This window comes from Rossellomorea aquimaris, assembly GCF_008180865.1.
GTDB lineage: Bacteria > Bacillota > Bacilli > Bacillales > Bacillaceae_B > Rossellomorea > Rossellomorea yichunensis.
The window spans coordinates 757,944-776,649 of record NZ_VTEX01000002.1 but is presented as its reverse complement, the minus strand read 5'-3'; the positions used below and the strand labels follow the sequence as shown (position 1 = coordinate 776,649).

Annotated in this window: 13 protein-coding genes and 2 other annotated features (1 of these 15 running past the window's edge); of the genes, 8 read left to right on the top strand and 5 right to left on the bottom strand. The window is 45.5% G+C overall.

The genetic code is table 11. The features are described 5' to 3' along the window. Nucleotides 1-222, top strand: a binding site (T-box leader) (it extends 29 nt beyond the left edge of the window). 61 nt (nt 223-283) lie between these two features. From FZC88_RS11435 to FZC88_RS11415, 6 genes are all read left to right on the top strand, one after another. Further along, nucleotides 284-1,507: an MFS transporter gene (locus FZC88_RS11435; RefSeq protein WP_148994958.1), complete on the top strand. Its 1,224-nt coding sequence runs from the start codon at nt 284-286 to the stop codon at nt 1,505-1,507. Nucleotides 1,508-1,531: 24 nt separating this feature from the next. Continuing rightward, complete coding sequence (locus FZC88_RS11430; protein WP_148994957.1) at nt 1,532-2,557, top strand: hypothetical protein; 1,026 nt, start codon at nt 1,532-1,534, stop codon at nt 2,555-2,557. A 46-nt stretch (nt 2,558-2,603) separates the two neighbouring features. After that, nucleotides 2,604-2,808 (top strand) — a binding site (T-box leader). 240 nt (nt 2,809-3,048) lie between these two features. Next, the gene (gene proS, locus FZC88_RS11425; protein WP_148967409.1) at nt 3,049-4,479 is read left to right on the top strand and encodes a proline--tRNA ligase; all 1,431 of its coding nucleotides are present in this window, start codon (nt 3,049-3,051) and stop codon (nt 4,477-4,479) included. Further along, the gene (locus FZC88_RS11420; protein WP_148994956.1) at nt 4,476-5,072 is read left to right on the top strand and encodes a hypothetical protein; all 597 of its coding nucleotides are present in this window, start codon (nt 4,476-4,478) and stop codon (nt 5,070-5,072) included. Before proS ends, FZC88_RS11420 begins: the two co-directional genes overlap by 4 nt. 96 nt (nt 5,073-5,168) lie before the next feature. Continuing rightward, nucleotides 5,169-5,342, top strand: a complete 174-nt coding sequence (locus tag FZC88_RS24010; protein ID WP_187443194.1) for a hypothetical protein — start codon at nt 5,169-5,171, stop codon at nt 5,340-5,342. 117 nt (nt 5,343-5,459) lie between these two features. After that, nucleotides 5,460-6,020, top strand: coding sequence for a GNAT family N-acetyltransferase (locus tag FZC88_RS11415; protein ID WP_148994955.1), 561 nt, complete (start codon nt 5,460-5,462; stop codon nt 6,018-6,020). 39 nt (nt 6,021-6,059) lie between these two features. On the opposite strand, the gene FZC88_RS11410 is transcribed toward FZC88_RS11415, so the two are convergent. Next, a complete protein-coding gene (locus tag FZC88_RS11410) occupies nt 6,060-7,739 on the bottom strand; it encodes a DUF3159 domain-containing protein (RefSeq protein WP_148994954.1) in 1,680 nt (559 codons plus the stop codon). A 168-nt stretch (nt 7,740-7,907) separates the two neighbouring features. Here FZC88_RS11410 and FZC88_RS11405 point away from each other — a divergent pair, with 168 nt between their 5' ends. Then, a complete protein-coding gene (locus FZC88_RS11405; RefSeq protein WP_148994953.1) occupies nt 7,908-8,930 on the top strand; it encodes a LacI family DNA-binding transcriptional regulator in 1,023 nt (340 codons plus the stop codon). A gap of 156 nt (nt 8,931-9,086) precedes the next feature. Further along, complete coding sequence (locus tag FZC88_RS11400) at nt 9,087-12,047, top strand: carbohydrate binding domain-containing protein (protein ID WP_187443592.1); 2,961 nt, start codon at nt 9,087-9,089, stop codon at nt 12,045-12,047. Nucleotides 12,048-12,364: 317 nt separating this feature from the next. On the opposite strand, the gene FZC88_RS11395 is transcribed toward FZC88_RS11400, so the two are convergent. The 4 genes from FZC88_RS11395 to FZC88_RS11380 all read right to left on the bottom strand — a co-directional run bounded on the left by FZC88_RS11395 (nt 12,365) and on the right by FZC88_RS11380 (nt 18,604). Then, a complete protein-coding gene (locus tag FZC88_RS11395; protein ID WP_148994951.1) occupies nt 12,365-13,168 on the bottom strand; it encodes an endonuclease/exonuclease/phosphatase family protein in 804 nt (267 codons plus the stop codon). 3 nt (nt 13,169-13,171) lie between these two features. Beyond that, complete coding sequence (locus FZC88_RS11390; protein ID WP_148994950.1) at nt 13,172-14,806, bottom strand: PTS transporter subunit IIBC; 1,635 nt, start codon at nt 14,804-14,806, stop codon at nt 13,172-13,174. A gap of 484 nt (nt 14,807-15,290) precedes the next feature. Beyond that, a complete protein-coding gene (locus tag FZC88_RS11385) occupies nt 15,291-17,207 on the bottom strand; it encodes a heavy metal translocating P-type ATPase (RefSeq protein ID WP_148994949.1) in 1,917 nt (638 codons plus the stop codon). A gap of 212 nt (nt 17,208-17,419) precedes the next feature. Next, the gene (locus tag FZC88_RS11380) at nt 17,420-18,604 is read right to left on the bottom strand and encodes an MFS transporter (RefSeq protein WP_148994948.1); all 1,185 of its coding nucleotides are present in this window, start codon (nt 18,602-18,604) and stop codon (nt 17,420-17,422) included. Nucleotides 18,605-18,706: the final 102 nt, after the last annotated feature.

The window sequence follows — 18,706 nt, the reverse complement described above, 5'->3', positions numbered from 1 at the left end:
CTGAAATCTTTACAGAGAGCTCCGGAAGCTGAAAAGGAGCAAGAGGGACGGTATTGAATCAAGACTCTGAGCAGCGCATCGGAACCGGGCAATGGGGATGGTGTGACGGGAGCTCCCGTTATAGGGCTAGGGTATAAGCCGCTTGGCCGTACCCGAAAAGGTTAGTATGGCGACATATTAACGAACTGGGGTGGCACCGCGATAAATAATCTCGCCCCCAAGATCAACGTCTTGGGGGTGGGATTTTTTGTTTCACAAAACATATCGCGGGGAGGAATAACCAATGAGGAAGTGGAAGTATCCTTTATTGCTGCTGGCAGGCATCGGGATTTCAAATGTAGGAGGGTGGATTTATTTAATCGCCCTAAATTTGATTGTTTTAGACGAGTGGGGATCACCTCTGGCAGTGGTGATTTTATATGTATTGAAGCCTGTGGCGGCCCTTTTGACAAATGGCTGGGCGGGAAGCTTGATTGACCGGGTCAACAAGCGGAATCTGATGGCAGGGCTTGATTTTTTCAGAGGGGTGTTGATTGCGGTACTGCCTTTTCTTTCGTCGAGTTGGTGGGTGTATGCGGTTGTGTTGATCATCAATATGGGAAGTGCCATGTTTTATCCGGCGTCCATGGCGTACATCACGACCTTCATCCCACGGGGCAACAGACAGCGCTTCAATGCTCTCCGGGGGCTGATCGGATCGGGTGCGTTTCTCATTGGACCGGGAATTGCCGGACTGATGTTCATGATGGGGACACCGACGTTTGCCCTTTATATGAATGCACTGGCCCTCTTTTTGTCAGGAGTGATCACCCTCTTTCTACCGAAGCTTGAGGATGGGATCCCTGTTGATACAGGTGATACCAAATGGGAAGTCATCAAAGAGGATTGGCGAATGGTGTGGAGATTCAGCCGGCGCACTACTTATGTGATGGTCCTTTACGTCTTGTTCAGCATCCTGATGGTAATGACGGCAGCGCTCGATTCCCTTGAGGCCGCATTTTCTAAAGAGGTATTGCACCTTTCGAACAGTACGTATGGATATCTTGTAAGCATTGCAGGGGGAGGATTTGTACTGGGGTCGATCCTGAACGCGTCCCTTTCCCATAAACTCCATCACATGCATCTTATGGGATTTGGTTCTCTGCTCGTTTCCGGAGGATATCTGATTTATTCTTTCTCGGAAGGTTTCTTATTAGCGGCGATCGGGTTTGCTGTTTTATCATTTGCCCTCGCCTTTGCGACGACAGGGTTTGAAACCTTTTATCAAGAACATATTCCCGCCGAGATAATGGGACGGGTAGCCAGTATGTATGGATTGCTGGAAGGGGTATTGGTCATCCTTGCTACGGTGCTTATTGGAGTGGGAGCCGAGTTGGTGTCGATCCGATTTGTTGTGATTGCGGGTTCGATGATCATGCTTGGGATCACCGTGATTTTGTATATTAGCTCTAACAGGAATTATTGGGAAAAACAGTTAAGACGTAATTCTGAATGTTATAATAAATAGAAAAGACACAAAGGGGGTAAGTGGATGAAGATGACGGCTGATCAATACTGGGACCGGTGGGAAGAGTTGATGGGCCGGGAAGAAGCAAGTTATGAGAAGTGGAACGGTTTAGAGGATCTGTTGTCCATTGCTCAGAAAGAAAAGGACCTCTATAAGGAGTTTTGCTGCCGGTTCGGGATCATGAGGACCGTCAACTATCTTGGGGAGTATGAGGAATTATTCGATCATTTCGAGTGGTGCAACGGCTTCTTTTTAGATAATGAAGAGAGCCTGCAGGATTGGGTGGAAAGCTTCTTCTGGATCTATAAATGGATGGCGGAGCATTTGGTGAAGATGCCCGGCATTGACACGGAACTGTTAGATGCCTTTTTCAGTGAATTTCAAGAAGCGTATGAACGTTATGGCTACAGTCTGCGTCCCTTTTATCAGCATCAGCATAAACGTGCGTTGAAAACAGGTAATGCAGAAGAAGCGGAAGAGTATTATCAGATGTGGATGGAAGCGGAAAGGGATTCGCTTTCAGACTGTGAAGCCTGTGAATATCAGACACAGCTGGAGTATTTTTATTTTACCGGGGAAAAGGAAAAAGCCCGCCCCATTGAAATGTTTTTATTATCAAAAGAAGTGACCTGTGGTGAAATCCCCCACTTGACCTATAGTAAGCTCCTTTTGCCTTATTATGAAGATGGCCGGGTGGAGGAAGCCTCACGCTATCAGTCAGAAGGATACTTTTTCATTTATGATAAGCCACACTTTTTAGTCGAAGCTTCCGAACATATCAGGCTTCTTGCCTTAACGGAACCAGTCAGGGGAATCAAAATTTTGGAGCGTCACATCGAGTATGCGGATAGTGGGAAGGATCCTTACGGGATGTTTTACTTTTATATGAGTGCGATTGTTCTTCACCGTAAGCTTGTTGAAGCCGGTCATCGTCCGGGATTTGCCATTGATGTGATGAGTGAAATTGCAGAAGAGATCGCCGGGGATTTTGATGAGAGGAATGGGAATGATTTCTTCAGTCGGGAGATGGAGAGGATTTATTCTTTGTAACAAATATTGACAGCCCCTGCATATCTATATATAATCATCTAAAATAACTGAAACATTGCCGAGGATCAGTAAAGGGATCTTGTCTTTTTAGAGAGGGAGCGGTTTGGTGAAAAGCTCCCATTGATGAACCTTTGAACCTGCCTCTAAGTTCTGTATCGAATGAAGATATCAGCGGTCCGATACCGTTATCATGGAATGAGTGTAAAGCTTTGCTTTGAATCAGGGTGGTACCGCCAGAAATGGTCCCTGATGAGAAGCAGGGCTTTTTTTGTTTTATGGGTGAAGGCGATTCGCCGATAAAATGAAAATTTCGCTGATAAATCCGGGATTTCGCCGATAAAATGAAAATTTCGCTGATAAATCCAGGATTTCGATGATAAAACTAAAATTTCGCTGATAAATCCGGGATTTCGCCGATAAAACGAAAATTCCGCTGATATATCCAAATTTCGCTGATAAAACCAATCCAATTAAAAATGAGGTGCTCACAAATGGCAAAAGAATTTGTAAAAGATGTAACGGGCATGGATGAAGACTTTGCCCAGTGGTATACGGATGTCGTGACAAAGGCGGAGCTGATCGATTACTCGAGCGTCCGCGGGTCGATGATCATCAGACCTTACGGATACGCACTTTGGGAAAATATCAAGGATGCCCTCGATGCAAAAATAAAAGAAACAGGGCATGAAAATGTGTATATGCCACTCTTTATACCGGAAAGCCTTCTTCAGAGAGAGAAGGATCATATCGAAGGCTTCGCGCCTGAAGTGGCATGGGTGACTCATGGAGGGGAAGAGGAGCTGGCGGAACGGCTGTGCGTGCGTCCGACTTCTGAGGTATTGTTCGGGGAGCACTACAAAAACATCATCCATTCCTACCGTGACCTGCCTAAGCTCTACAATCAGTGGGCCAATGTGGTCCGCTGGGAAAAGACGACCCGTCCATTCCTGAGAACTTTGGAATTTCTGTGGCAGGAGGGGCATACGTGCCACGAGACCGATCAAGATGCTCATGATGAAACGGTGAAAATGCTGGAGGTGTACGCGGAGCTTTGTGAAGATCTGCTGGCGATACCGGTCATCAAGGGTCAAAAAACAGAAAAAGAAAAGTTTGCCGGTGCCAAATATACGTATACGATCGAAAGCCTGATGCATGACGGGAAGGCATTGCAATCTGGAACGTCCCATCATTTAGGTGACGGATTTGCGAAAGCTTTCGGGATTCAATTCACGGACCGCGATGGAAAGCTTCAGCATGTGCAGCAAACGTCCTGGGGTTTCACGACCCGCATCATCGGTGCCATGATCATGGTTCACGGGGATGACCGTGGACTGGTCGTTCCACCAAGAATCGCTCCGACTCAATTGATGATCGTACCGATTGCACAGCATAAGGAGGGCGTCCTTGATTTTGCGTATAATCTGAAAAGCCAGCTTACCGGTGTTGCCCGTGTTGACATCGATGCGAGTGATAAAAAGCCGGGCTGGAAATTTAATGAATATGAAATGAAGGGCATACCACTTCGCTTGGAGGTTGGTCCACGGGATATCGAGAACGGGCAGGTGGTATTAGCAAGACGTGATACAGGTGAGAAAATCACGGTCACGATGGAAGAACTGGAAGTGAAAGTCTCTGAACTTCTGGAAGACATTCAACACAACCTTTTAGAAAAAGCGAGAGCCCATCGCGATGAAAAAACAACCGTAGCCAAAACCTTTGAGGAATTCAAAACGACGGTTAGGGAAAAAGGCGGATTCGTCAAAGCGATGTGGTGCGGGGACCGGGCTTGTGAAGATAAGATCAAGGAAGAAACGGGTGCCACTTCTAGATGCATGCCGTTTGAGCAGGAGCTGGTGTCGGATACATGTGTGTGTTGTAGTAAGGATGCGAAACATTTGGTTTATTGGGCGAAAGCATATTGAAGAAGGGAAGTGTCATTCTCATATTGGCCCTAGCCAGCAGTGTGATGATAGTGGCACTGGCGTTTTTTCAGTGGGAACTCGTCCACATCCTGACGCCGTTTTTGATGCCTTTTCTCTGGTTAGTGGCAGGAGGTTTTTTCCTGGTCATTCTCATATTCGCCGTTATAGACGTTTTTAAAAACAAGAACTGGATACCGTTCTTCATTCAAGTACTGACCGTGATCTTCATGATTTTTTTCCCTTTCACTAAGGTCATATTGGAGATGGATTTCAAGAGGAATCATGATGATCGAATGAGTGTGGTGAATAAAATAAATGAAGGGGCAATTACCCCGAATGTACCCTACAATGACTCTATCATTCACCTCCCCGGGGAATACCAAGGTGTGTCCAAAGGTGGAGGCGATATTCTGGTAGAGAAAAAGGAGAAGGATATGAAGGTCCTTTTCTTTACCTTTCGGGGGATATTGGATAGTTTCTCCGGGTTTGTCTATTCGTCATCAGGGGAGAGACCCCGTACAGGTGACTTTGGAGGGGCCTTCAACAAGATAGAAAAGTTGGATGAACACTGGTATTTCGTGAGTTCCGGATGAAGAGGGGACTTTCGGACCTATTCGCCTTTTTTCTCCCTAAAGCCTTCTTTTTCCCGTGTTTGATTAATAAACATAGGTAAAGGAGGCATCGATTATATGGAATTTGAACTCATCCTCGTTTTATTCATGGCAGTCGTGGTAATCAGCCTTTGGGTCGTGCATTCCAAGCTTAACCGGATCACCGAGCATGTGCAGCAGCTGGATGAAGAATACTTGTCCGATGAGCAGATTGAGAAGGAACTAGAGGAAGAATGGTATAAAGACAAGTAATGATGAAGGCGTTTCTCAGAGGAGGGACGCCTTCCGCTTTATTGAAAAAGGACTACCATTCTAAATGGCAGGTTGATACTATTAAAAATAGAAATAAACGAAAAGGGAGGGGCAAGGATGAAGCATAAGGACTTAACCATCGAATCACCAAGGCTGGTCATCAGACCCTTTGTAAACAGGGATTACCAGAACTGGTTAAGGGGACATCTGAACAGGCTCCCATCCCAGCATAAATATGATGTTGGCTATCAGGACATGAGTGAGTGCACGGAGTTTTGGTTCAGGGAGATGCTTCTGAAGCATGATGAGATGATCGATCGGGACCAAGTCTATATTCTGGGGATCTTTCTGAAAGAAGGTGGCGCGAATATTGGGACCATCGACTTCTCCACTCTGATGCGGTACAACTTTAACTGGGGCAGGGTCGGTTATATGATACATAATCGCTACTGGAACCGGGGCTACGGGAAGGAAGCGGTGAAGGCAGCCCTTCAGCTGGCTTTTGTGAAATTGAATTATCACAGGATCGAGGCCCATATCAATCTCGATAACGCTCCATCGATCAGCCTTGCAGAAGGTGTCGGCATGCAGTATGAGTGCACGCGGAAAGGATTCATTTATGAGTTTGGGAAGTGGACGGATAATCTGGTGTATTATGTGAATGCCGGTGAATCATAAAAAAACGATGAGAGCTCATGTGCCCTCATCGTTTTTTTATTATAATCCTTCGATGGTCAGTTCTTTCACTGGCAGGAATTCTTCCCCTGTATCCATGTACTTCACGTTCACCTTGTCATTTTCCTTCAGGTAGATCGCAAGTAAGCTGTTTTCCGAGGAAACGATATAGTTGTTGCCGTTGTCTAGTAAGAATGATACGACTGTGTAGTCACCTGTCTTTTCTTTATAGACACGGACGACTGTACCATTTGTCTGTTTCTCCTCTGCTTTCGAGCTGCCGTCCACACTGCCGCCTCCTCGTTGGAGTGCCGTTTTGTATTGCTTCAAAGCCTGGTTTGGCGTATTGGCATAGGCAGATATTTCCGGGTTGGCTGCCGAGACGATGAAGTAGTTTTGTAAGAAACCATTCGCATCGAGCACCGGAGTCAGCCAGCTTGCTTCTCCGTAGAAGTTATAAAGCACCGGCATTTCGCCATCCCATTTTTTCTCGATGAATTTCTTCTGGATGATCTGCAGGGCTCCCTGTGAATCCATGTAGGACTCTTCAAGGTTTCCTGTATAGAACGTTGCTTCTCCCGTTCTTGAGTTCGTCAGGGAGTAACCGAGCATGGAATCGACACCTTCTTTTGGCGAGGTGAAATCGGTGAAGTAGTACATGTCACCATTTTCGTCAAAAATAGGGCTCACATTGGCTTCGGTCCCTTCATCTGACGGAAGCTTGACGTCTGATTTACCGAAGCGGCTGTTCCAGAATCCTTGAACGTAGTTACCGAAATAGCTGTTCTGGAGGCTGACGGTTTCCGGTGAAATCGCTCCGTCAATGAAATCCGGGACGTCATCGATTTTATATGACTTGGTATCACCGGACATCGGATCGACCATGACGATTCCTTTCGCTTCAAATCCGTTTCGTGCAGAAATGAACTCACCGTACGTTCGAATATAGAATGGCTTTCCTTCGTCATCGATCTCAAGCTGAACATCACCATTGAAGATCTCCTTCGGATAGTTCAAGCGGATGTGTCGCTCGATTTTTTTATTAAAGAAGGCAGATGGTGTGTAGACCATTTCTTCTTTAATGAATTTAGGGTTTGCTGATGAATCGGTGGCACTTAGCGTGAAGTAACCGGGTGTTTCATCCCCCTTGAACCATTTGAAGAATCCGGAGAATTCAACCGGTGCAATGTAGACGTACTCGCCATTGACCTTTTGAATCTGCAGTCGTCCAAGCTCATAGTAACTCGTATTTGGAACCTGACCAAATGCTTTCTTCATTTTGTTACGGGCGAATTGTGGAGGGACGCTTGCCGGCGTTTCCTTCTCATCAAACGCTTCGATTTCCGTTTTTACGTCCATTTTCGCTGATTCAAATTTCTCATCGGCGTTGAAAACAAAGGCAGTCAGGAAGTAAGCCCCGACGAGGAGACTTCCAAGGAACAGTGCACCCTTCACCATTCTTTCGGTCCCGGTTGCAAGTGTGGCGCCGATTCCTGCAGCAACGATGAGTAAGATCCAGATGCTCGTAAAGTTCTGATCAAGATTTGTCATGTAATAGAAGACGAATACAATGATAGTCGTGATAAGGAGAGTGGCTCCGAACAGTGCTGCAAATGACGGATACCCCTCTTTTTTATTCTGCTTTTTCATGATTGCCATCGGGATGACGAGTAAGGCCATGACCAATCCGACAATGACTGAAAATAGTAATATATTTCCCATAGTGTTCCCCTTTCAAGTGCTTCTGTTTATAGTGTATATACGTATGAGGGGGTGGGTAGGTTTCAACTGTTTTTTTGAAAGTGGAGAAGGACGTCCAATCATGGTCATATATCCAACCCCAATAACATTCGTTATAATAGAAAGAAGTAACCATTTCAGGAGGACCCTATGGATATATTTGATATTGCGAGGATTGCGGGGGTATCGCGGAAGACGGTACAGCGTGTATTGAACAATTCGGATCAGGTAAGGGCGGAGACACGTGATCGCATTCTGCAGATTATGGAGGAGAATCACTATCAGCCCAATGTGTCAGCGAGAAGGCTGGTGAAGAAAAAGACGCACACGATCGGCCTTTTTATCATTCAAGATCCTTCGAAGCATCGTATATATTCGGATGACCTTTTTTACAGTGTAGTGATAGGGGCCATGATCAATGCCTGCTCAGAGCGGGGCTATAATATGCTTGTGACCATGACGGATCTGAATGATTCCTCCCCCGTTTTAAAACTTTACCGTGAAAAGAGCATCGATGCGGGGATCATCATCAGTTGGAGCAACGTCCAATCAATCGTGGATGAAATTTCCGCAGCGGGCTTCTTTGTGGGGGTCTTTGATCAAAACAACGTGTCAAGGTGGACACCTGAGATCCCGATGCCCGTATTACAAAACGAGGTTAGTGCAATGGGGGCGACCAATCATTTCATTGAGCTTGGACATGAGGAGATCGGAATCATTACGGGTGATGAAGATAATCCTGCAGCAATTGCGCGTTTGAGAGGCTATCAAATAGCGATGCAAACAGCAGGGATTCCCATTCAATCGGATTACATATTTAAAGGCAAGTTCATCGAGGATTCAGGAAGGGATGCCGTCAATCATTGGATCGGGCAGGGAACTCTTCCTTCAGCTATCGTTTGTTCGAATGATCATATTGCATTCGGTGCCCTCAAGGGGTTAAAAGATGCCGGCAGAAGTGTCCCTGACGATGTGTCTCTCATTGGCTTTGATAATCTATTGCTTACGGAATATACGTCTCCAGCATTAACGACCATGCATGTACCTAGAGTTGAGATGGCGGTGGCTCTGGTGGAGCAGTTGATTCACAGAATCGAAGAGATCCCCTATGAAAAGATGAGTCCATTTCAAGCTGCACTCGTCAAACGAGATTCCTGTCGTCAAAAAGAATAAGAAGAGAAAATGCTGTATTCCCAAGGGAGTAAGCATTTTTTTGCGTTTAAAAGGGGATTGTTATTGTAAAAAAATGTTGTCAAAGAGTGGTGATGCTTTTATAGTTATATACAAATGTCCCACGTGAGACATAAATTCAAAACAGGAGGCGTTCCAATGATCAAAAAAGCAGTCACCTCTTTTACCGCTGCATGTCTCATTATGAGTCTTACACCAGGTAACATAGGAAAAGCAGCACATAAGGATAAACCCTATCACCTCAAGGATTCGACCTTAAAGAATAAAACGATTGAAGGCGATTTAGTCATCACCCCTGGTGCAGGGAGAAATATTACGTTTGAGAATGTGACGGTTCTTGGCACCACCATTGTGAAAGGGAAAGCTCCTGAAACTTTCGAATTGAAAGATTCCCAGTTACATAGCCTCTCTGTTCAAACACCTGCCCATGCCACGAAGATCACCGTTTCTGGAGAATCCAATGTCAATGAGACACGGCTGGATGGACAGGTTTTGTTAACAGAGAATGAAATTACATCGGAAGGCTTTCAGGATGTAACGGTATATTCCTCTCCTTCTAAAAAGAAAAAGGCTACACTGCAAGGTGAGTTTGATACAGTCACAACCACCGGCAAAAAGGGTCAGGCTAATGTAGAGCTTGGGGGTATTGCCGAACGGGTAAAATTGAACACGTTTTCAAAGTTCACTCTTCCCACTAATGGGTTAGTGAAAGAGCTTCATGTGTTGAAGGCAGGTAAGGGATCTGTTATTACCGGTGATGGCTCCGTACAAGAAGCAACCCTTGATAGCCCCATCATGTTCAATGGAAAAGAAACTTTTGACGCTACTTCTTTCACCACTCCATGGTCCCTGATGTGGCATGATGAATTTAATCAAACAGAGATTGACCGTGGAAAGTGGACGTTTGATATCGGCAACGGGTATACCGATGCGAACGGTCAATTTATCCCGGGGTGGGGGAATAATGAAAAGCAATATTACACAGACCGCCCTGAAAATGCGAAGACAGAAGATGGAAAGCTCGTGATCACGGCTAAAGAAGAAGAATATGAGGGGTACTCTTATACATCGGCTCGCCTAAAAACGAAGGGTCTTTTTTCAAAAACGTATGGGAAATTCGAAATAAAGGCGTCGCTTCCGGTTGGAAAAGGGTATTGGCCGGCATTCTGGATGCTTCCTGAAGATGATCGATATGGTGGATGGGCAGCATCAGGGGAGATTGACATCTTGGAGGCACAGGGAAGCAATCCCCATGAAGCGATCGGCACGATTCACTATGGTGAAAGCTGGCCAAATAACAAATACACCGGCGCACACTATGCCTTTGAAGATGAATCGACCATTGCAGACGAACATGTATACTCGGTTGAATGGGAACCGGGGGAAATTCGCTGGTATGTAGATGGAAAACTCCGCCAAACCCAAAACAATTGGTATAGCAAAGGAATTGGCACATCAGCTAATTTCACATATCCAGCTCCATTTGATCAGCCATTCCATATGCTATTGAACCTGGCGATCGGCGGGAACTTTGATGGAGATCCAACTGAGGATACCATGTTCCCTCAATACATGAACATTGACTATGTGCGGGTGTATGATCTGACGGGACGACCTTATAAGACTCCCGAGTTACCAGTTTTCGAGCAAGCTCCTTTGCCAGATGAGGCGAAACAACCCCTTGAAGACGGGAACCTCATTTACAATAATGGGTTTGATCAGGAATGGGAAGACGTAGAAGGGATTGCAGGAGTGGAGAACACGGATTATTGGTATTTCTTGACCGTGCCTGATTTTGGCGGGAAAGCAAATGTATCCATCGACCAGGTGGATAGCGTGAACTATGCAAAAGTCGATATACAGGAGCCCGGTAATCAACCTTATTCTGTCCAGCTGATACAAGATGCCTCTATTGGAAAAGGACGTTATTATCGTGTGTCCTTTGATGCGAAGTCCAGTGAACCGCGTCCGATCAATGTAAAAGTCAGCGGAGGTGCAGAGAGGGGATATGCCACGTATTCAAGAAGCGAGTCGTATGAGTTATCAGATCAGGTGCAATCCTATGAAACGGTGTTCCAAATGACGGAGGAAACCGATCTTGCAGCCCGACTGGAGTTTAATTTGGGCTTGTCCACCCTGCCTGTCTGGATCGGAAATGTCCGGGTCGAGGAAATCCCTCCTGTGAAAGTGGATCCGGATGCTTCCAAGCCTGCGCTTCCTGACGGGAACCTTGTCTATAATGGAACGTTCGACCAGGGATTCCCTGACCGTTTGCTTTATTGGAATCTGGTAGATTCCGAGAATGCTGATTCCATGGAAGTGGATCCTGAAGAGCGGGAATTTTCGTCCAAGCCTTTAAATGAAACGGACGAAGTACAATTAGTGCAAAAAGGTGTGCAGCTTCAGGCTGGGAGTGAATATGAACTGACACTGGACGGGGTGGCTGAAAGTGCCCGTGGTATTCAGATTGAGATGAGAAGCAAGGATGGAGAGATTTCCTATGCAAAGGAAACGATCTCTCTGAATGGTGATTGGGAAAATCATGGCATGGCTTTCTCGATGCCGGATATGACAGATTTGGAAGCGCAGCTGGTCATCCACCTTGGGGGCAGCACTCATGAGGTGAAGTTGGATAATATTAAACTATTGAAAAAAGTGGGACCCGTTGATCCTTTACCTATTAAAAACGGGACATTCGACAATGGCTTAGATCCATGGGAGTCCTACATCCATTTTGATGCAGGAGCAAGTATTCAGCATGTTGATGGTGAAGCACATATCTCCATTGGGAATGAAGGAATGGAAGCATGGAGTGTTCAACTCTTTCAGGGGAATCTGGTGCTAGAGCCCGGGAAAGAATACACGCTTTCCTTCGATGCAAGCTCTTCAGTAGCCAGGTCGATGGCAGTGACGCTTGAAAACAGTCAATATACGAGGTACCTCTCGGAAATTGCTGAACTTAATGAAAATATGGATCGCTTTGAATATACGTTTACCACCCCTTTGAGGGAGGAAACGAGTGTTAAGTTTTTACTGGGTGCCACTGGAGAGGTGCTTGGCTCACATGATGTAGTGATTGATAATGTGGAGTTGAAGTAAGCTGGGGTACAGCGTCTTTTGGGCGCTGTGCTTTTTTTGATGTTTGGGGGGGAGGTGGTGAGCGTATTTGACTGAGCGTTCAGTCAAGTTGTGTAGTGTGGGGAGTGATGAGAAGTTTGTCGAAAGATGTAAAGTGGCAGATAAAACTGTAGTTTGGCAGATAAATCTCCAGAGCGGCAGATAAAATAGAAATAGGGCAGATAATTTTCCTGAAGGACAAACCAACAAAATAGAAATCCTGCAGATCAACCATAAAAAGCAATACGATCCCGATCCAACTGTAAGCCAAAAACTACAAAAAAGCAGCCGATCCAAGATCAGCTGCTTTCTCCTTTACCCAAAACCACTTCAACCCCGAAGTGATCCGAGACAACAGGTTTATTCACATGATTAAAGATGACACGTGAAGACTTAACCTCCACTTTCTCACTGGACAACACAAGATCAATCCTTAAATCGACCTTATTCTCATCCCATCCGGCAATCTTCCCTTCAACGGTGACACCGCTGTCCCGTTGGGCGGCTACATCAAATGTATCCAGGAGTCCTTTTGAAAGAAGGTAATCGTATCCTTCTTCACGAACCCATGCATTATTATTGAAGTCTCCCATTAAAAAGAAGGGGGATTCAGGGGTGACTTGCTCCATCAAGGAATCAACTTGAAACTTGAACGGTTCTTCATCATCTGTCCACCAGCCGAGGTGGCAGGAGAAGAAGGTGAAGGGCTTTCCTTCATATGAAATCGTCGCCCCTACAATCTTTCGGGTTTTCCAGTAGGATTGGTCATGGCTTTTTGAGATGAAGAAGCGGTGTTCTTCAACGACCGGGTGTTTCGTTAATATTGCCACGCCTTCTTCGTACACGTCGTATCCGATATGAGCGAAGTCCCAAACGAGTGTGTAATCTGTCACACCTTGTTTCTCCAGTTCTCCAAGAAGGACGAGGGCAAAATTGTCTTTTTTAACGAAGCCCTCGACTGGTTCACTTTCGATCAGCTGACTGACTTCCTGGAGGGCGATGACATCGTAGGATTTCTCCGCGATGTCATGTGCCAGGATCGAGATTTTTTCGAGTTGGTTGTCTTCCTGCCATGAGTGACAATTCAACGTGAGTAGTTTCATGTATTAAGCTCCCAGTAGATCTTGAATGTCAGATTTGATGACGTCTGCTTTCGGACCATAGATGGCTTGTACGCCTTTGTCTTTCAGGATGAGTCCCAAGGCTCCGTTTTTCTTCCATTCCTGTTCAGTCCCGACAAGGCTTGTGTCTTTTACTGTTACACGAAGACGGGTCATACATGCATCTACGTCTACGATGTTTTCTTTACCGCCAAGCATGGCAACGACTTTTGGTGCGATGGAATCGGCACTTACGGTACCGCCGCCTGTGGATGCTTCCTCTTCAATGTAGTTCCCGTTACGCCCCGGTGTCGGGAAGTTGAACTTTTTGATCAGGAAGTTGGCAACCGTAAAGTTAAGTGCAAAGAATACGATACAGGCAATAACGAAGTTCACAAGGTCCACCCACAGACCAGCTTTGATGATCATCGGCACACGAGTCAGAAGCTCGATGGATCCGAATGAGTGAACGCGGATGTGAACGATATCCACAATCGCGAATGCAAGTCCTGTCATGATCGCGTACACAACATATAAAAGTGGGGCTGCGAACATGAACATGAATTCGATTGGCTCTGTAACACCTGTTAGGAATACGGCTAAACCAGCTGATAGGAACATAGATTTGTATTTTTTCTTCTTGTCTTTATCCACATTACGGTACATGGCATAGGCGATACCGATCAGGGCAGCTGTGGATAAGATCATTTGACCTACTTTGAAACGTGCAGGTGTGACGTCATTTAATAATTGCTTGTAGCTTTCTGTATCTCCTGCAGCCAGGAAGTTGTTTAAGTCAGCGATCCATGCAAGCCAAAGTGGATCTTGACCTGCAACCGTTGAACCGGCACCTGATCCTGTCAGGATTTTGTATGTTCCGCCAAGTTCTGTGTAGTTGATTGGTACCGTTAACATATGATGCAAACCGAATGGTAATAGTAAACGTTCTAATGCACCGAAAATAAATGGCGCAATGATTGGTGCTGTGTTTCGCGATGTTGCAATCCATTGACCGAAATCATTCAGTAACCCCTGGATGAATGGCCATACGATCGCCATGATGACAGCGATGACGATAGAGCCCACAATCACCACAAATGGTACAAAACGTTTTCCGTTAAAGAAGGAAAGAGCATCGGGTAATTTACTGTAGTTATAATATTTGTTGAAAAGATTGGCTCCTAAGAAACCTGAGATGATCCCGACGAATACACCCATATTTAAAGCAGGTGCACCAAGGACCGATGTGAAATAATCAGAAACCACTAAGGTTTGTCCGAAAAGGGAAGAGACTGTTGCTTCAGGATCCCCAAGCATATCTCCATTAACTCCAAAAATCGCGCCTGTAATACGGTTGATGAGGATGAAGGCGATCAGAGCAGCGAAGGCTCCTCCTGCACGTTCTTTCGCCCACGAACCACCGATGGCTACGGCGAAAAGGATGTGAAGATTAGTGATGACACCCCAACCGATATCCTCCATCACTCTTGCAATCGTTTGCACTAATGTGATGTCTCCACCCATCATCGCAATCAACTTACCGAGGGAAATCATGATCCCTGCAGCTGGCATGACGGCCACTACTACAAGCAACGCTTTCCCGAACTTCTGCCAAAAATCAAACGACAATAAATTCTTCATAAACCCGTTTCCTCCTTTAATATCAATCTATTCGAAACTATATTTTATATTGAATGACATGTGTGCGTTTACATTTCAAATTAAAGTGAAATGCTGAGGGGTACCTATTCATGACTAGAGTGCTATGTAACATGAAAAAGATGCAACCGTTTGCACTAACTAAACACATTTTATGATATCCCTTTCAATAAAGCAACAACAAAATATTATTTTAGTAAAATATTATTAGTTGGAGGGACGGACCTTGGTAGGGGAAGGTGTGTTGCAGGGAATGTGGATAACTATTCTGGTTGTTTAGTAGTGGGAGGAATAGAGGGGGGAGTTATTCATGGGAATGTAGATTGTGGATAATTTTTAGGAGGTGAAAATGGTTGATATATTGGGATGAAATAGGGGTGTGGATAAGTGTCAGAGAATCGCTGGCCGCACTATACCATTCATAAAAAAAAGCATCCAATCCCTCAAGATTGGATGCTTATCAACATTATTTCAACAATCGCAGACCATTTAATATAACCAAAATCGTACTACCTTCATGCCCGATGACCCCATAAGGGAGATCCAGGATTTGCAGGAAGTTCGACGCGATCAGCAGCATGATCACAGCAATTGAAAATACCACGTTTTGTTGCACGATCCGCTTCATTTTTTTCGATAGTTTAATAGCTTCAGCAATACGGGTAAGGTCGTTTTTCATTAACACGACATCGGCTGTTTCCAGGGCAACGTCGGTGCCTTCACCCATGGCGATTCCGACGTTGGCCGTTGCAAGTGCAGGTGCGTCGTTGATCCCGTCCCCGACCATTCCGACGGTACCGAATTGGCGTTTCAGCTTTTTCAGTTCGTCTACTTTCGTTTCCGGCAGGCACTCAGCAATGAAGGAGGCAACCTTGGCTTCTTCTGCGATGGCACGGGCTGTCTTTTCGTTGTCCCCTGTCAGCATGATGGTTTGGACGCCTTCTTGCTTCAATAATTCTAACGCTTCAATGGTTTCTTTACGAACCACGTCTTTCAATGCGATCAATGCCACAATTTGATTTTCCTTGGCAACAAAGACCGTCGTTTTACCTTCTGAAGCGATTCGTCCAAAGGTACCATCCATAAATTGTTCTGCCAACACTTTATCCACAAAATCTGCTTTCCCGATTTTCCATTCGGTTCCGTCCACAAGCGCTTTGACTCCCCAACCGGATACGTCTTCGAGGGAATCCGGCTGGAAAAGGTCCAGGTTTAACTCGCGGGTTGCGTGGCGGACAATCGCTTGGGCAAGAGGGTGATTCGACTGGTTTTCAATCGAAGCAACGGTAGTCATGACTTCACGTTCATCCACATGATCCCTAACCACTATATCCGTTACGACGGGTTTCCCCTTCGTCAACGTTCCTGTTTTATCAAAGGCAATGGCTTTAATGTTGCTCAAATTTTCCAAGTGAGCTCCGCCTTTAAAAAGAATTCCATGACGGGCACCGTTTGAAATCGCCGATAAACTTGCCGGCATGATCGCTGCAACCAGGGCACAAGGTGAAGCAACAACGAGCAGGACCATTGCCCGGTAGAATGTTTCCGTCCAGCTCCATCCGAGGAAGAAGTGGGGTAGGAACATCATCAGGAAGACAACGGCAAGCACGACTTTTACATACGTTCCTTCAAAGCGTTCGATGAACTGCTGTGAAGGCGACTTTTCACTTTGTGCGGATTGCACGAGATCAATGATTTTTTGGAAAAGGGTTTCGCTGCTTGGTTTGGTCATTTCAACCGTGATGGCACCGTTGATATTGACCGTTCCTGCGAACACTTCATCTCTTTGACCTTTCGTTACAGGGACTGCTTCTCCGGAAATGGCTGCTTCATCGATGGACGTTGTTCCTTTAACGACCACTCCGTCTGTTGGAACGCGTTCACCTGGTTTAATTAAAATATGATCGCCGATTTCAAGCCTTGAAACGTGGACTTTCTTTTCACCAGATCCTGTCACGAGCCATGCTTCTTCAGGCTGAAGCTGCATGAGTGCGGAAATTTCCTTCTGAGTTTTGTTCATCGTATACGTTTCAAGTGCGCCGCTGACAGCGAAGATAAAGATCAGGATGGCACCCTCTGTCCAGTAACCGATGATGGCAGACCCAACGGCGGCAAAAATCATCAGCATTTCTACATTCAGTTCTTTGTTTTCGATGGTTTCTTCGATTCCTTCTTTGGCTTTCGCGAATCCGCCGATGGCAAAAGCAAGGAGATAGAAGATGATGCTCAAGCTTGAGTCATCGTTTGACGTCAACCATCCCAGTAAAATAAACACACCGCTTACTAGTGCGGCAATCAATTCTGCATGAGGCTTTATTTTTTCAAAGAAGTTTATTTTTTCATTCGGTGTCCCCATGGATAAGGCTTTGGATTGTGAGCTCATAGCGTATTCCTCCTTAGTTAAATGAAAATACGAGATTCTCATTGAGAATAATAATCAACGTCATTACCCCTATAAAACGACGAAAGCTGCCACCAATGAAAGGTGACAGCAAAACTGCACGTGCTCTTAGTTGAATGTATATGAAGTTAGTAATTTATAATTATTATAATCTAATCCTATCACATGTATATGATAATGGAAAGAGTTTTGTGCTAGTTATTCTGGGTTATTTCTCCACGTCGATTTTGGATGGAAAAGACGAGTAGGCTCACAAAAATCATCAGCATCATGCATGCGATTAAATAGAAGAAGCTTGAGCCTTTGAACCAGTCGATGGTGATTCCGCCAACGAATGGACCGATCATGCTTCCGAAGCTGAAGAAGATCCCGCACATGATGTTTCCGGCAGGAAGTAATTCTTTTGGCAGAAGATCCGTCATATAACTAATACCGAGTGAAAAAGTCGATCCGACAGCCATCCCGGCTAACGTAAAGCAGATAAATAAGCCCATGGTGGATTCAGAGACGATTCCTGCTGCCGAAAAGCAGAGAAAACCGATCATCATGACGATGAGAAGGACATTTTGTCTTCCATATTTGTCACTCAGAATCCCAAGAGGCACCTGGGATATAATACTTCCCACGGCAAAAGCAGGTAGGAGGATGGCGACTGCTTCAATGGAAAGACCGTTTCGAAGGGCGAACACAGGGAAGTTTCCATTTAATGAAGCTTCCAGGAATCCATATCCCAATGGAGGCAACAGGGCGACCCATGCATATTTGAGAACCTTTCCGAAGCGCTGGAACGATCCAAGGAACGAGGCACTGCCGATATTTTGCTGATCGGGGAATTCGTTTTGTAATTTAAAGACGAACATCCACACGGTCAGGCTTAATAAGGAAGAGATAATGAACGGTAATGCTTGATGGATGGTGATGAGCTGTGTCATCATCGGCCCCACGGCAAAACCGACTCCAAAAGAGACCCCGTAGATGGATATATTACGTCCGCGATGTTCTTTTGGTGAAAACGATGTGATCCATGTCTGGGTGGCGAAGTGCAGCATATGATCGCCGATTCCGATGCAAAGACGCAGGAAGAACCAGAACCAGAAGGATTTCCAAACCGGGAATAGTAAGAGTGACGCTGCGACCACAATTCCTCCGATGATGATCATCGGTTTGTATCCGATTTTCTGAAGTGGTCTTTCCATTAATGGAGAGGCGAGTAAGATTCCGATATATAGGGCGGTTGCGTTTAATCCGTTCAGGGAGGAAGAAACGCCGTCCTGCTCGAATATGATGGCGATCAGCGGCAGGAGCATCCCTTGTGAGAATCCTGAAATTGCCACGATTCCGACAAGGACCCAGAAACGGAAGGTTAGTGTTTGATTCATTTGTAAAAACTCCCAATCATTGATAATAGCTTCTTTGATGGTACCCCCAATTTCATTGTTTGGCAATACGAAACGAATGGAGTAAAATCAAAACATCTACTA